General features: G+C 64.6%; 11 protein-coding genes and 1 pseudogene. All 12 read left to right on the forward strand.

Annotated elements, in window-relative coordinates; all coding sequences use genetic code 11:
• The first annotated feature begins 62 nt into the window (after positions 1–62).
• The 12 genes and pseudogenes from uvrB to ACZ5R1_RS07650 all read left to right on the forward strand — a co-directional run bounded on the left by uvrB (position 63) and on the right by ACZ5R1_RS07650 (position 14,067).
• On the forward strand, positions 63–2,072 hold the full coding sequence (gene uvrB, locus ACZ5R1_RS07595) for an excinuclease ABC subunit UvrB (protein ID WP_027597992.1): 2,010 nt from the start codon (positions 63–65) through the stop codon (positions 2,070–2,072).
• 78 nt (positions 2,073–2,150) lie between these two features.
• Positions 2,151–3,632 (forward strand): glutamate--tRNA ligase, encoded by a 1,482-nt coding sequence (gltX, locus tag ACZ5R1_RS07600; RefSeq protein ID WP_464712989.1) that lies wholly within the window; start codon positions 2,151–2,153, stop codon positions 3,630–3,632.
• Between the two features lie 60 nt (positions 3,633–3,692).
• Positions 3,693–4,304 (forward strand): YitT family protein, encoded by a 612-nt coding sequence (locus ACZ5R1_RS07605; RefSeq protein ID WP_007160401.1) that lies wholly within the window; start codon positions 3,693–3,695, stop codon positions 4,302–4,304.
• Positions 4,305–4,417: 113 nt separating this feature from the next.
• Positions 4,418–5,530, forward strand: a complete 1,113-nt coding sequence (gene hisC, locus ACZ5R1_RS07610) for a histidinol-phosphate transaminase (protein WP_077172420.1) — start codon at positions 4,418–4,420, stop codon at positions 5,528–5,530.
• Positions 5,523–6,446, forward strand: a pseudogene (locus ACZ5R1_RS07615) (prephenate dehydrogenase/arogenate dehydrogenase family protein); the annotation flags it as partial. The gene hisC and the pseudogene ACZ5R1_RS07615, both read left to right, overlap by 8 nt.
• A 20-nt stretch (positions 6,447–6,466) precedes the next feature.
• Positions 6,467–7,153, forward strand: a complete 687-nt coding sequence (gene cmk / locus ACZ5R1_RS07620; protein WP_007160398.1) for a (d)CMP kinase — start codon at positions 6,467–6,469, stop codon at positions 7,151–7,153.
• Between the two features lie 140 nt (positions 7,154–7,293).
• A complete protein-coding gene (gene rpsA / locus ACZ5R1_RS07625) occupies positions 7,294–8,973 on the forward strand; it encodes a 30S ribosomal protein S1 (protein ID WP_007160397.1) in 1,680 nt (559 codons plus the stop codon).
• Positions 8,974–9,159: 186 nt separating this feature from the next.
• A complete protein-coding gene (gene ihfB / locus ACZ5R1_RS07630; RefSeq protein WP_007160396.1) occupies positions 9,160–9,447 on the forward strand; it encodes an integration host factor subunit beta in 288 nt (95 codons plus the stop codon).
• Between the two features lie 244 nt (positions 9,448–9,691).
• Entirely contained in the window at positions 9,692–9,913 is a 222-nt protein-coding gene (locus ACZ5R1_RS07635; protein ID WP_007160395.1) for a hypothetical protein, read from the forward strand.
• Positions 9,914–10,053: 140 nt separating this feature from the next.
• Positions 10,054–11,028, forward strand: coding sequence for an NAD-dependent epimerase/dehydratase family protein (locus tag ACZ5R1_RS07640; protein ID WP_464712990.1), 975 nt, complete (start codon positions 10,054–10,056; stop codon positions 11,026–11,028).
• Entirely contained in the window at positions 11,028–12,074 is a 1,047-nt protein-coding gene (locus ACZ5R1_RS07645; RefSeq protein WP_284671336.1) for an MraY family glycosyltransferase, read from the forward strand. The genes ACZ5R1_RS07640 and ACZ5R1_RS07645 overlap by 1 nt, the downstream gene beginning before the upstream one ends.
• A 10-nt stretch (positions 12,075–12,084) precedes the next feature.
• The gene (locus ACZ5R1_RS07650) at positions 12,085–14,067 is read left to right on the forward strand and encodes a polysaccharide biosynthesis protein (protein WP_037006952.1); all 1,983 of its coding nucleotides are present in this window, start codon (positions 12,085–12,087) and stop codon (positions 14,065–14,067) included.
• Positions 14,068–14,158: the final 91 nt, after the last annotated feature.

The raw sequence follows: 14,158 nt of genomic DNA on the forward strand, positions 1-14,158 counted from the left end.
CATCGCTCCGGCCTCCGGTCGGCGCGCTGTCGTCCGTGCATTTTCGCGCTATTGAGGCAGCCATGTCCGCATTCCAGCTCTCCACCCGCTACACCCCGGCCGGCGACCAGCCCGAAGCCATTCGCCAGATGGTGGAAGGCCTGGAGGCAGGTCTGTCGCACCAGACCCTGCTCGGCGTGACCGGCTCGGGCAAGACCTTCAGCATCGCCAACGTCATCGCCCAGGTGCAGCGCCCGACCATGGTGCTGGCGCCTAACAAGACCCTGGCCGCCCAGCTCTATGGCGAATTCAAGGCCTTCTTCCCGAACAACTCGGTGGAATACTTCGTCTCCTACTACGACTACTACCAGCCGGAAGCCTATGTGCCCTCGTCGGACACCTTCATCGAGAAGGATTCGTCCATCAACGACCACATCGAGCAGATGCGCCTGTCCGCCACCAAGGCGCTGCTGGAGCGCAAGGACGCCATCATCGTCGCCTCGGTGTCCTCCATCTATGGCCTGGGCAGTCCCGAGGCCTACCTGAAGATGGTGCTGCACCTGGATCGCGGTGATCGCATCGACCAGCGCACCATCCTGCGCCGGCTGGCCGAGCTGCAATACAGCCGCAACGACATGGAATTCGCCCGCGCCACCTTCCGGGTACGCGGCGACGTCATCGACATCTTCCCGGCGGAATCCGACCTGGAAGCCGTGCGCGTCGAGTTGTTCGACGACGAGGTGGAAAGCCTGTCGGCCTTCGATCCCCTGACCGGCGAGGTGATCCGCAAGCTGCCGCGCTTCACCTTCTATCCCAAGACCCACTACGCCACACCGCGCGAGACCCTGCTGGGCGCCATCGAGAACATCAAGCTGGAACTGGCCGATCGCCTGGAATGGCTGCGCGGCCAGAATCGTCTGCTCGAGGCCCAGCGCCTGGAACAGCGCACCCGCTTCGACCTGGAGATGATCCTCGAACTGGGCTACTGCAACGGCATCGAGAACTACAGTCGCTATCTGTCGGGCCGTGGTCCGGGCGAGCCGCCACCCACCCTCTACGACTATCTCCCGAGCAACGCCCTGCTGGTGATCGACGAATCCCACGTCACCGTTCCGCAGATCGGCGCCATGTTCAAGGGCGACCGCTCGCGCAAGGAAACCCTCGTGGAATACGGCTTCCGCCTACCCTCGGCGCTGGACAACCGGCCGCTGAAGTTCGAGGAGTGGGAAGCCGGTGCGCCCCAGACCATCTTTGTTTCGGCGACCCCGGGGCCCTATGAGGAAGAACACGCCGGGCGCGTGGTCGAGCAGGTGGTACGACCCACCGGCCTGGTCGATCCGGTGATCGAGATCCGCCCGGCCACCACCCAGGTGGACGACCTGCTCTCCGAGATCCGCCTGCGGGTGGCCCAGGAGGAGCGGGTACTCTGCACCACCCTGACCAAGCGCATGGCCGAGGACCTCACCGACTACCTGGCCGACCACGACGTGCGGGTGCGCTATCTGCACTCGGACATCGATACCGTGGAGCGGGTGGAGATCATCCGCGACCTGCGCCTGGGCACCTTCGACGTCCTGGTGGGCATCAACCTCCTGCGCGAAGGTCTGGACATGCCCGAGGTCTCCCTGGTGGCGGTGCTCGACGCCGACAAGGAGGGCTTCCTGCGTTCCGAGCGCTCGCTGATCCAGACCATCGGCCGGGCGGCGCGCAACCTCAACGGCAAGGCCATCCTCTACGCCGACAGCATCACCGGCTCCATGCAGCGTGCCATCGACGAGACCGAGCGCCGCCGTAACAAGCAGCTGGCCTTCAACGAAGAACACGGCATCGTGCCCCAGGGCATCAAGAAGGACATCCGCGACATCATGGAAGGCGCCGCGGCCCCGGGTGCCAAGGGCAAGCGGCGGGTGGCCAAGGCGGCCGAGGACAAGGGCGAATACGCCGCCGAACTGCGTTCGCCCAGCGAGATCGGCAAGCGTATCCGCCAGCTCGAAGAGAAGATGCTGCAACTGGCGCGCGACCTGCAGTTCGAGTCCGCCGCCCAGCTGCGCGACGAGATCCAGGCCCTGCGCGAGCGCCTGGTCCAGGTCTGAACCCGCTCCAACTGGCAGCGCCAGGGCTGGCGCTGCTACCATTCCGCCTTTGTCCCTTCGCGTTTCTCGAGAAAGCCGATGACCACCGTTCGCACGCGCATCGCGCCGTCGCCCACTGGCGACCCGCATGTCGGTACCGCCTATATCGCCCTGTTCAACCTCTGCTTCGCCCGTCAGCACGGCGGTCAGTTCATCCTGCGCATTGAGGATACCGACCAGGTCCGCTCGACCCGCGAATCCGAACAGCAGATCTACGACGCCCTGCGCTGGCTGGGCATCGAGTGGGACGAGGGCCCGGACGTCGGTGGCCCCCATGGTCCCTATCGGCAGAGCGAACGCGGCGAGATCTACTGGAAATACGCCCGGGAGCTGGTGGAGAAGGGCCATGCCTTCTACTGCTTCGCCACGCCCGAAGAGCTCGACCAGATGCGTGCCGAACAGCAGGCGCGCGGCGAGACCCCGCGCTATGACGGTCGCGGTCTGCGCCTGACCCAAGAGGAGGTGCAGCAGCGCCTGGACGCCGGTCAGCCCTATGTGATCCGCATGAAGGTGCCGGAGGAGGGTGTCTGCGTCGTCCCCGACCTGCTGCGCGGCGATGTCGAGATCCCTTGGGATCGCATGGACATGCAGGTGCTGATGAAGGCCGACGGCCTGCCCACCTACTTCCTCGCCAACGTGGTCGACGACCACCTGATGGGCATCACCCACGTCCTGCGTGGCGAAGAGTGGCTGCCCTCGGCGCCCAAGCTGATCAAGCTCTACGAATACTTCGGCTGGGAGCAGCCGCAGCTGTGCTACATGCCGTTGCTGCGCAACCCGGACAAGAGCAAGCTCTCCAAGCGCAAGAATCCCACCTCGGTGACCTTCTATCAGCGCATGGGCTACCTGCCCGAAGCCATGCTCAACTACCTCGGCCGCATGGGCTGGTCCATGCCGGACGAGCGCGAGAAATTCACCCTGGACGAGATGGTCGAGCACTTCGACCTCCAGCGCGTCTCCCTGGGCGGCCCCATCTTCGACGTCGAGAAGCTCTCCTGGCTCAACGGCCAGTGGCTGCGCGAGCTGAGCCCCGAGCGCTTCGCCGCCGAGGTGCAGCAGTGGGCGCTCAATCCCGAGTACCTGCTCAAGATCGCCCCGCTGGTGCAACAGCGGGTCGAGACCTTCAGCCAGATCGCCCCGCTGGCCGGCTTCTTCTTCAGCGGCGCCCTGAATCTGGATCCGGCGCTGTTCCAGCACAAGAGGCTGTCCGCCGACCAGGTCCGCCTGGTCATGCAGCTGCTGCTGTGGAAGCTCGAAGCCCTGCGCCAGTGGGACAAGGAGCGCATCACCGCGGTGATTCAGGCGGTCGCCGAGCACCAGCAGCTCAAGCTGCGGGACGTCATGCCGCTGCTGTTCGCCGCCATCACTGGCCAGGCCAGTTCGGTCTCGGTGCTCGACGCCATGGAGATCCTCGGGCCGGACCTCACCCGCTTCCGCCTGCGCCAGGCGGTCGAGTTGCTGGGCGCGCCCTCCAAGAAGGAAACCAAGGAGTGGGAGAAGCTGCTGGCCGAACTCGGCTGACAGTCGCCCGACCGACCCCGACGTCGGGGTCGGCTTCCTCCTCGCGCCAGGATGGCCCCGATGACTTCCGTGACTCCCCAGCGGCACAATCTGCTCGAAGACGTGCTGGCCTTGCTCAGCGCGACCCTGATGATCGCCCTGGCGGTCAATCTCTATCGCCACGCGGGCCTGCTCACCGGCGGTACCGCGGGCCTGGCCTTTCTCGCCCAGTACGGCACGCGCCTCTCCTTCGGGCAGGCGTTCTTTCTCATCAACCTGCCGTTCTACTGGCTGGCCGTGCGGCGCATGGGCTGGGCCTTTACCCTGCGGACCCTGGCGGCTGTGACCCTGGTGTCGCTGCTCACCGAGCTGACCCCGCACTTCGTCGCCTTCAGTGCCCTGCAACCCCTCTATGCCGCCGTGATGGGCGGCGTACTGATGGGCGTGGGGCTGCTGATCCTCTTCCGCCACCAGGCCAGCCTCGGCGGCATCAACATCGCCGTGCTCTATCTGCAACAGCGCTATGGCTGGCGGGCGGGCAAGGTGCAGATGGGCATCGATTGCCTGATCGTCCTGCTGGCGCTGTGGGTCGTCGAGCCAGGTGCCATCCTCGTCTCCATCCTGGGCGCCGTGATCCTCAATCTGACCCTGGCGATCAACCATCGGCCGGGGCGTTACAGCGCCATCAGCTAGGGGCTTTCCGTCGCGCAGGCGCAACTTCGATTGGTCCGCGACCCGCCTTGGCTTTAAGATGGCGCCCATTTTCGGCGGCCCAGCCGTCGTCATCGCAAGTTGAAGAGGTCTCCATGAGCTGCGATTTCCTGGCACTAGCCCTTCCCGGCGTACAGAAACTCTCGCCCTACGTGCCCGGCAAGCCCGTCGATGAACTGGCCCGCGAACTGGGCCTGGCGCCCGCCAGCATCGTCAAGCTCGCCAGCAACGAGAATCCCCTCGGCCCCAGTGCCAAGGCGCTCGAGGCCATCCGCGCCGAACTGGCCGAGCTGACCCGCTATCCCGATGGCGGCGGCTTCGACCTCAAGCAGGCCCTGAGCCAGAGGTTCGGTGTGGCCGCCAACGGCATCACCCTGGGCAACGGCTCCAACGACATCCTCGAACTGGTCGCCCGTGCTTACCTGGCGCCCGGCTACAACGCCGTGTTCAGCGAGCATGCCTTCGCCGTCTATCCACTGGTGACCCTGGCGATCGGTGCCGAAGGCCGTAGCGTCCCGGCCAAGGACTACGGGCATGACCTCGAGGCCATGCTCGCTGCCATCGATGCCGACACCCGGGTGGTCTTTGTCGCCAATCCCAACAACCCCACGGGTACCTGGTTCGACAGCGAGGCCCTGGCACGCTTCCTCGCCCGCGTCCCCGAGCATGTCCTGGTGGTGCTGGACGAGGCCTACATCGAATACGCCGAAGGCGACGAGTTGCCGGACGGCCTGGCGTTCCTGGCCCAGTACCCCAACCTCATCGTCTCGCGGACCTTTTCCAAGGCCTATGGCCTGGCCGCCCTGCGCGTCGGCTATGCCTTCTCCTCGCCGACCGTGGCCGATGTCCTCAACCGGGTGCGCCAGCCGTTCAATGTCAACAGCCTGGCCCAGGCCGCGGCCTGTGCGGCCCTGGCCGACAGCGACTACCTGGCCCGCAGCCGGGCGCTCAACGATGCCGGCATGGCCCAGCTGGAAGCCGGTTTCCGCGATCTCGACCTCAAGTGGATTCCCTCCCGTGGCAATTTCATCGCCGTGGACCTGGGGCGCGACGCTGCGCCGATCAATCAGGGGCTGCTGCAGGAGGGCGTCATCGTGCGGCCCGTCGCTGGCTATGGCATGCCCACCTTCCTGCGCGTCTCCATCGGCACCGAAGCGGAAAATGCCCGTTTCCTGGCGGCGCTGAGCAAGGTCCTGGGTCGTGGCTGAAGTGGCCACCCCCCTGATCGAACGTCTCGTCGTTGTCGGCCTGGGCCTGATCGGCGGCTCCTTCGCCAAGGGCGCCCGCGCCAGCGGCCTCTGCCGTGAGGTGGTCGGGATCGATCGCGATCCGGAGACCCGCCGGTTGGCGGTCGAGCTGGGCGTCGTCGACCGCTGCGTCGCCGAGCTGGCCGAGGCCTGCCCGGGTGCCGACGTCATCCAGCTCGCCGTTCCCATCCTGGCTATGGAGCGGGTGCTGGCCGAGCTTGCGGCCCTGCCGCTGCAGGGCGCCATCCTCACCGACGTCGGCAGCGCCAAGGGCAACGTGGTGCGCGCCGCGCGTCAGGCCTTCGCCGGCCAGTCGCTGCGCTTCGTGCCGGGTCATCCCATCGCCGGCTCCGAACGCAGCGGCGTGACGGCGGCCAACGCGGCGCTGTTCAATAGTCACAAGGTCATCCTCACACCGCTGGAAGAGACCCTGCCGGCCGATCTGGACAAGGTCGATCGGCTCTGGCGCGCCATAGGGGCCGATGTCGAGCACATGACCGTCGAGCACCACGACCAGGTCCTCGCCGCGACCAGCCATTTGCCGCATCTGCTGGCCTTCAATCTGGTGGACTCCCTGGCCAAGCGCAGCGAGAACCGCGAGATCTTCCACTATGCCGCCGGCGGCTTCCGCGACTTCACCCGCATCGCCGGCAGCGATCCGACCATGTGGCACGACATCTTCATCGCCAATCGCGAAGCCGTGCTGCAGGCCCTGGACACCTATCGCGCCGATCTCGACGAACTGCGTGGCGCCATCCAGGCCGGCGATGGTCAGTTCCTCATGGAGGTACTGACCCATGCGCGCGGCGCACGCGAATATTTCGGGCGCATCCTCGCCAGTCGTACCCAGGCCGGCGCCCAGGTCGCCGCCCATCATTCTCTTACGGAGGGGCACTCATGAGCAGTACCGCACCCGTCATCACCCTCGATGGTCCCGGCGGTTCGGGGAAGGGCACCCTTGCGGCGCTGGTCGCCCGTCAGTTGGGCTGGAATCTGCTGGATTCCGGCGCGCTCTATCGCCTGCTGGCCTTCGCTGCGCGCAACCATGGCGTGGACTACACCAACGAGGAGTCGCTCAAGCTGCTGGCGGCCCATCTGGACGTCCAGTTCCTTGCCGGGCATGAGCACGGCCAGCGCATCATTCTCGAAGGCGAGGACGTCACCGACGTCATCCGGACCGAGGAAGTCGGCGCCGGTGCCTCCCAGGTCGCCACCCTGCCGGCCGTGCGCGATGCCCTGCTGCAGCGCCAGCAGGCCTTCCGTGAGGCGCCCGGTCTGGTCGCCGACGGTCGCGACATGGGCACCGTGGTGTTCCCGGACGCCGAGCTGAAGATCTTTCTGACCGCCGGTGCCGAGGAACGGGCACAGAGGCGTTATCTTCAGTTGAAGCAGAAGGGCGAAAATGTTAGCTTGCCTGCCCTCCTGGAAGAGATCCGTGAGCGGGACGCCCGCGATAGTCAGCGTAGCGTTGCTCCGCTCAAGCCGGCCGACGATGCCGTCGAGCTGGATTCCACGCATCTCTCCATACAACAGGTATTGGAACGCATCCTGACCCTGGCCGCCGAGCGCGACCTGGCGGGATGAAGGCCGAGACTCATCCGAGTCGTCGGTGAAAGCTGCCGGGAACCAGTCGCATCCCGGCAGCCGGATGGTAACCACTCACCCCGCATGGGCTGGTCATGCGGTAGCCGGATACATCGGGTATCCATACAACAGGTATGAACATGAGCGAAAGCTTCGCAGAACTCTTTGAAGAAAGTCTGAAATCCCTCGACATGCAGCCGGGCGCCATCATCGTCGGCACCGTGGTGTCGATCGATGGCGACTGGGTTGTGGTCGATACCGGCCTGAAATCCGAAGGCCTGGTTCCGCTCGAGCAGTTCTACAACGAACAAGGCGAGCTGACCATCAACGTGGGTGACGAAGTCCACGTAGCCCTGGATGCCGTCGAAGACGGTTTCGGCGAAACCAAAGTGTCTCGCGAAAAGGCCAAGCGCGCCGAGTCCTGGCTGGTCCTGGAAGCCGCGTTCAGCGCCGACGAAGTGGTCAAGGGTGTCATCAACGGCAAGGTCAAGGGCGGTTTCACCGTCGACGTCAGCGGCATCCGCGCGTTCCTGCCGGGCTCCCTGGTCGATGTCCGTCCGGTGCGTGACACCACCCACCTGGAAGGCAAGGAACTCGAGTTCAAGGTCATCAAGCTGGACCAGAAGCGCAACAACGTTGTCGTTTCCCGTCGTAGCGTCCTGGAAGCCGAGAACAGCGCCGAGCGTGAAGCTCTGCTGGAATCCCTGCAGGAAGGCCAGCAAGTCAAGGGTATCGTCAAGAACCTCACCGACTACGGTGCGTTCGTCGACCTGGGCGGCGTAGACGGCCTGCTGCACATCACCGACATGGCTTGGAAGCGCATCAAGCATCCGTCGGAAATCGTCAACGTCGGCGACGAGATCGACGTCAAGGTGCTGAAGTTCGACCGCGAGCGCAACCGCGTCTCCCTGGGTCTGAAGCAGCTGGGCGAAGATCCGTGGGTCGCCATCAAGGCCCGTTACCCGGAAGGCACCCGCGTTCAGGCGCGCGTCACCAACCTCACCGACTACGGCTGCTTCGCCGAGCTGGAAGAGGGCGTGGAAGGCCTGGTGCACGTGTCCGAAATGGACTGGACCAACAAGAACATCCACCCGTCCAAGGTCGTTCAGGTCGGCGACGAAGTGGAAGTCATGGTCCTGGATATCGACGAAGAGCGTCGTCGTATCTCCCTGGGCATCAAGCAGTGCCGCGCTAACCCGTGGGAAGAGTTCTCGGGTCAGTTCAACAAGGGCGACCGCATCTCCGGCACCATCAAGTCGATCACCGATTTCGGTATCTTCATTGGTCTGGAAGGCGGTATCGACGGCCTGGTACACCTGTCCGACATCTCCTGGAACGAAACCGGCGAAGAAGCCGTGCGTCGCTTCAAGAAGGGTGACGAGCTGGACACCGTGATCCTGTCGGTCGACCCGGAGCGCGAGCGCATCTCCCTGGGCATCAAGCAGCTGGAAGACGATCCGTTCTCCAACTACGCCTCCCTGAACGAGAAAGGCACAATCGTGCGCGGTACCGTCAAGGAAGTCGATGCCAAGGGCGCTGTCATCACCCTGGCCAACGAGATCGAAGGCGTCCTGAAGGCGTCCGAAATCAGCCGTGACCGCGTCGAAGACGCCCGTAACGTGCTGAAGGAAGGCGACGAAGTCGAAGCCAAGATCATCAGCATCGATCGCAAGAGCCGCGTGATCAGCCTCTCCGTCAAGTCCAAGGACGTCGACGACGAGAAGGAAGCCATGAGCTCCCTGCGTAGCAAGCAAGAGCCTGCTGCTGGCCCCACCACCATCGGCGACCTGATCAAGGCGCAGATGGAAAGCCAGAACTAAGTTCGAGCTTGAATAAAAGGCGACCCTTCGGGGTCGCTTTTTTTTGTCCGGAAGAAAGCGGGCAGGGTGGTCACGGCCCGTAAAAAGTTGTGGAGGTGAAGCCGCCGGCTTGACTTTTCAAAAATCGGCCAGCGTGCTAAAAGTCCTTGAAGGTGATCTAGCCGCTTGATAACGAAGGAAAAATCCATGACCAAGTCGGAGTTGATCGAGCGCATCGTTTCCTATCAGGGGCAGCTGTCGTCCAGGGATGTCGAGCTGGCGATCAAGACCATGCTGGAGCAGATGGCCCAGGCGCTTTCCACCGGGGACCGTATCGAGATTCGGGGCTTTGGCAGCTTCTCGCTGCACTATCGGGCTCCCCGTACCGGACGCAATCCCAAGACCGGCGAGTCGGTGCTGCTGGACGGCAAGTTCGTCCCGCACTTCAAGCCTGGCAAGGAGTTGAGAGACAGGGTCAATGAGCTGGAGCCATAAAGCCGTCGCCCCTTTTTCCTTTGTCCGCTGCTTTCTGGCAAACCACTGATTTCTCTGTATTTTTAGTTTCTGTTGCGGTCGTCAAAAAAGCGTTATCGAGCAAGCCACTAGCGGATTTTTGACGTTTACAAAAAAAGTCAAGTCTTTTTGATTTTTTTGTAGACGAGTTCCGATTTTTGTATGAGACTTCCTTCACATAAGGTCTTGGGTGACCTCGTAGTCCACGCCGAGTGAGGAAGTTGTCATGCGCCACTATCTTTTCATCTGGATCGGTATCGCCGCCTGCTTCACCAGCATGCAACTCGGTCACCCTTTCCTGGCTGTAGCCGCTCTGGCCGGTAGCTGGATGGTTGCCCTGTTCCTGCAGCCCGCTCAGCGCGTCGAGAGCTTCTCGCGCCACTACGTCGCCCAGCCGGCCGCGCGCTTCCAGGCCGTTGAAGTCCAGACTTCCGCCAAGACCTTCTAAGGTTCTCACGTTTTTTCGGCCCGCCGCGCTCAGGTTCGGCGGGCTTTTTTATGCCTGCGTTTTGCGTCGCTAGGCCCCTGCGGGGCAATGTCTTACCATAAGCGCCCTTTCCTGGCTGACTGGCACGGCGCAACGCATTGATGGAACGCAAGATTCTGGTGACAGGGGCGGGGGGCTTCGTCGGCGCGGCCCTGGTTCGGCAGCTGCAGACCCGGGGTTATCCGGTGGTCGCCGCGCAACGCCGGCCGACAGCCGCCGCGGTTGATGGTGGGGTCATTCCGGTGCTCCGCGATCTCTCCGCCGCTACCGACTGGTCCGCGCCTCTGGCAGGGGTGGACACCGTCATCCACCTCGCGGCCCACGTCCACCAGCTGGGCGAGCAGCCAGGGGCCGCCAGCGAGGCGCGCTACGACGAGGTGAATCGGGCCGCGACCCTCAAGCTGGCCCGGGACGCCCAGGCTGCCGGCGTCCGTCGCCTCATCTTTGTCAGCAGCATCAAGGTCAATGGCGACTGGACCCTCCCCGGCAAGCCTTTTCGCGCCGACGACCAGCCTGCGCCCACCGATGCCTACGCACGTTCCAAGGCGGCGGCCGAGCGGCAACTGCTGGCGCTGATGGCCGAGACCGGACTGGAGGTGGTCATCGTGCGCCCCCCACTGATCTACGGACCCGGGGTAAAGGCCAATGTGGCGCGCCTGCTGGACACCCTGGCGCGGGGCGTGCCGCTGCCCCTGGGGGGCGTTCGGCACAACAGGCGTAGCCTGCTGGCGTTGGAGAACCTGCTCGATCTGTTGATCCTGTGCATCACCGCGCCGGAGGCCGCTGGCGCCATCCTGCTGGTCAGCGACGATGAAGATGTTTCCACCGCCGAGCTGCTCGAATTGCTCGGTGAAGGTTTGGGTCGCAAGCTCAGGCTGATCGCCGTTCCGCCCGCCTGGCTCGAATGGGGTGCCCGACTGCTGGGCCGAGGCGAGGTGGCGCAACGCCTCTGTGGTTCACTGCAGGTCGACATCCGACCCACCAAGACCCTGCTGGGCTGGCAGCCCCCCGTGTCGGCGCGAGCCGCCTTGCGTGCGCTGGGGGCGCAGTGGGCCGCTGCGGAGGGGCGCAGATGATGCTACTGCTCTTGCTCCTGACCGGTGGCTGCAGCTGGCTGGGCACGGCGGCGCTCCGTCGCTACGCCCTGTCCGGCGGCCTGCTCGACGAGCCCAACGCCCGCAGTTCGCACCAGGTGGCGACGCCCCGCGGCGGTGGTCTGGCGATCGTCGTAACGTTCGTGCTCGGTTGTGTCGTGCTGCGCCTGCTGGGACAGCTTGATCCGGTTTCCTGCGGCGTCCTGATAGGGGCGGGGCTGCTGGTGGCCGTGCTCGGGTTCATCGACGATCATCGGCACGTGGGCGCCGGCTGGCGTCTGCTCGGCCATTTCCTGGCCGCGATCGCTGCGCTGGTGTGGCTGGGCGGCTATGGCGCCTTGCCGGCGCAGCTCTCCGCGGTGCTGGGATTGCCCGACTGGCTGGTGATGACCCTGGGCGTCCTCTATCTGGTCTGGCTGCTGAATCTCTACAACTTCATGGATGGCATCGACGGCATCGCCGGCGGCGAAGCGCTCGTCGTCTGTCTGGGCATGGCGCTGATCTATGCCATGACCGGCCATGGGACCTTGCTGGGTGCGCCTCTGCTGCTGGCCGCGGCCGTAGGGGGGTTCCTGTGCTGGAACTTCCCGCCGGCGCGCATCTTCATGGGCGATGTGGGCAGTGGCTTTCTCGGCCTGATCCTCGGCATGCTGTCCTTGCAGGCGGCGCTGATCGAGCTGTCGCTGTTCTGGGCCTGGCTGATCCTGCTCGGCGTCTTCGTGGTCGATGCGACCTGGACCCTGTTGCGGCGTCTGAGCCGGGGCAAGAAACCCTACGAAGCCCATCGCACCCACGCCTACCAGTGGGCCTCGCGGCGGCATGGCGCCCACCGGCCAGTGACCCTGGCGGTGCTGGCCATCAACCTGTTCTGGTTGCTGCCTATCGCTTTGCTGGTGGGGCTGGGGCTTTTAAGTGCCATACTGGGGCTCTTGCTTGCCTATGGGCCCTTGCTTTGCCTGGCCCTCCGATACCATGCTGGGACCGATGAGGTAGCCATGGCTGCGCAGTCCACGGGATTCAGGGATTAGGGACACTGACATGTTGCGTGACCATCTGGTCAAGCTGAACCGGCGTACCAAGAGAGTTATCCAGGTCGCGGTCGACCTCCTGCTGATCTGGCTCTCGCTCTGGTTGGCCTTCTATCTGCGCCTGGGCTCCGTGCAGATGATCGAGCCCTTCAGCGGGCATGCCTGGCTGTTCATCACCGCGCCGGCCATCGCCATTCCCCTGTTCATTCGCTTCGGCATGTACCGCGCGGTCATGCGCTACCTGGGCAACGATGCCCTGATCGCCATCGCCAAGGCGGTAACGCTTTCGACGCTGCTGCTGTCGGTGGTCATCTACTGGTATCGCGATCTACCGGAGATCGTCCCGCGCTCGATGATCTTCAACTACTGGATCGTCAGCCTGATCCTGATCGGCGGCCTGCGTCTCGCGCTGCGCCAGTACTTTCTGGGCGACTGGTATCGCGCCATCACGGTGCCCTTCATCAAGCAGCCGGACGAGCTGCCGCGGGTTGCCATCTATGGCGCCGGCTCGGCGGGCAACCAGCTGGTCGCGGCGCTGCGCATGGGCCGCGCCATGCGTCCGGTGGCCTTCATCGACGACGACAAGAGCATCGCCAATCGCATCATCGCCGGGCTCAAGGTCTACACCCCCAAGCACATCCAGCAGATGATCGACGAGACGGGTGCCGAAGAGATCCTCCTGGCGATTCCCTCTGCCACCCGGGCACGGCGGCGCGAGGTGCTCGGCCTGCTGGAACCCTATCCGCTGCACGTTAGAACCGTGCCGCGGATCAGCGACCTGGCCTGCGGCAAGGTACAGGTGGACGACCTCCAAGAGGTCGATATCGCTGACCTGCTGGGGCGGGATCCGGTCACGCCCCGGCCCGAGTTGTTCGCGCGCTGTATCACCGGTCAGGTGGTGATGGTGACCGGGGCAGGGGGGTCCATCGGCTCCGAGCTGTGTCGGCAGATCATCGGCCAGAAACCGCGCACCCTGATCCTGCTCGACCACGCCGAATTCAATCTCTACAGCATCCATCGCGAGCTGGACGCCCATCTCCAGCGCGAAGCCCTGCCGGTTACCCTGGTGCCGGTGCTGGGCTCCATCCGCAACGCTCCGCTGCTCCTGCAGGTGATGCGGCACTGGAAGGTGGCCACCCTCTACCATGCGGCGGCCTACAAGCATGTGCCCATGGTCGAGCACAACATCGCCGAAGGGTTCGGCAACAACGTCCTGGGGACCCTGAATGCCGCCCAGGCGGCCATCCAGGCCGGCGTCACCAGCTTCGTGCTGATCTCCACCGACAAGGCGGTACGACCCACCAACATCATGGGCAGCACCAAGCGCCTGGCCGAGATGATCCTGCAGGCGCTCAGTCGCGAAGCGGCGCCCGTGCTGCACGGCCAGGCCGACGGTATCCATCAGGTCAATCGCACCCGCTTCACCATGGTGAGATTCGGCAACGTGCTGGGTTCCTCCGGTTCGGTCATCCCGCTGTTCCGCACGCAGATCCGCAAGGGCGGGCCGGTCACCGTCACCCATCCCAAGATCACCCGCTTCTTCATGACCATCACCGAGGCCGCTCAGCTGGTCATCCAGGCCGGCGCCATGGGCGAGGGCGGCGACGTCTTCGTGCTGGACATGGGCGAGCCGGTGCGCATCGTCGAGCTGGCCGAGCAGATGATCAAGCTGTCGGGTCTGAGCGTGCGTTCGCCGGCCAACCCTCATGGCGATGTCGCCATCGAGTTCACCGGCCTGCGCCCCGGCGAAAAGCTTTATGAAGAGTTGCTCATCGGTGACGACGTGAGTCCGACGTCCCATCCCAAGATCATGCGTGCGAGCGAAGACTTCCTCGCCTGGGAGGCCTTCCGCGCCGCCCTCGTCGAGCTCAGTCGCGCGATCGATGCGGGTGATTACCTCCGCGTCCGGCAACTGCTGCGGGACGTCGTCGCCGGCTATTCCCCCGAAGGCGATATCGTCGACTGGCTGCACGGCAAGCGATCCATCGAGTGATCCCGTCCACGCTTTCTTTCGGCCTGGATTTGAAGCCGAGCACAGAAGCGGCAGCCTCCCCCCGCTAGGCTGAACTTTCTTTTCCTGCCAC

The organism is Pseudomonas sp. Pso3 (assembly GCF_055393275.1).

Excerpts from the sequence above, each read along its gene's own strand:
- ACZ5R1_RS07640 (WP_464712990.1), top strand. The coding sequence starts at position 10,054 with ATGGAACGCAAGATTCTGGTGACAGGGGCGGGGGGCTTCGTCGGCGCG.
- hisC (WP_077172420.1), top strand. The coding sequence starts at position 4,418 with ATGAGCTGCGATTTCCTGGCACTAGCCCTTCCCGGCGTACAGAAACTC.
- cmk (WP_007160398.1), top strand. The coding sequence starts at position 6,467 with ATGAGCAGTACCGCACCCGTCATCACCCTCGATGGTCCCGGCGGTTCG.
- ACZ5R1_RS07605 (WP_007160401.1), top strand. The coding sequence starts at position 3,693 with ATGACTTCCGTGACTCCCCAGCGGCACAATCTGCTCGAAGACGTGCTG.
- rpsA (WP_007160397.1), top strand. The coding sequence starts at position 7,294 with ATGAGCGAAAGCTTCGCAGAACTCTTTGAAGAAAGTCTGAAATCCCTC.
- ihfB (WP_007160396.1), top strand. The coding sequence starts at position 9,160 with ATGACCAAGTCGGAGTTGATCGAGCGCATCGTTTCCTATCAGGGGCAG.
- gltX (WP_464712989.1), top strand. The coding sequence starts at position 2,151 with ATGACCACCGTTCGCACGCGCATCGCGCCGTCGCCCACTGGCGACCCG.
- ACZ5R1_RS07650 (WP_037006952.1), top strand. The coding sequence starts at position 12,085 with ATGTTGCGTGACCATCTGGTCAAGCTGAACCGGCGTACCAAGAGAGTT.
- ACZ5R1_RS07635 (WP_007160395.1), top strand. The coding sequence starts at position 9,692 with ATGCGCCACTATCTTTTCATCTGGATCGGTATCGCCGCCTGCTTCACC.
- ACZ5R1_RS07645 (WP_284671336.1), top strand. The coding sequence starts at position 11,028 with ATGCTACTGCTCTTGCTCCTGACCGGTGGCTGCAGCTGGCTGGGCACG.
- uvrB (WP_027597992.1), top strand. The coding sequence starts at position 63 with ATGTCCGCATTCCAGCTCTCCACCCGCTACACCCCGGCCGGCGACCAG.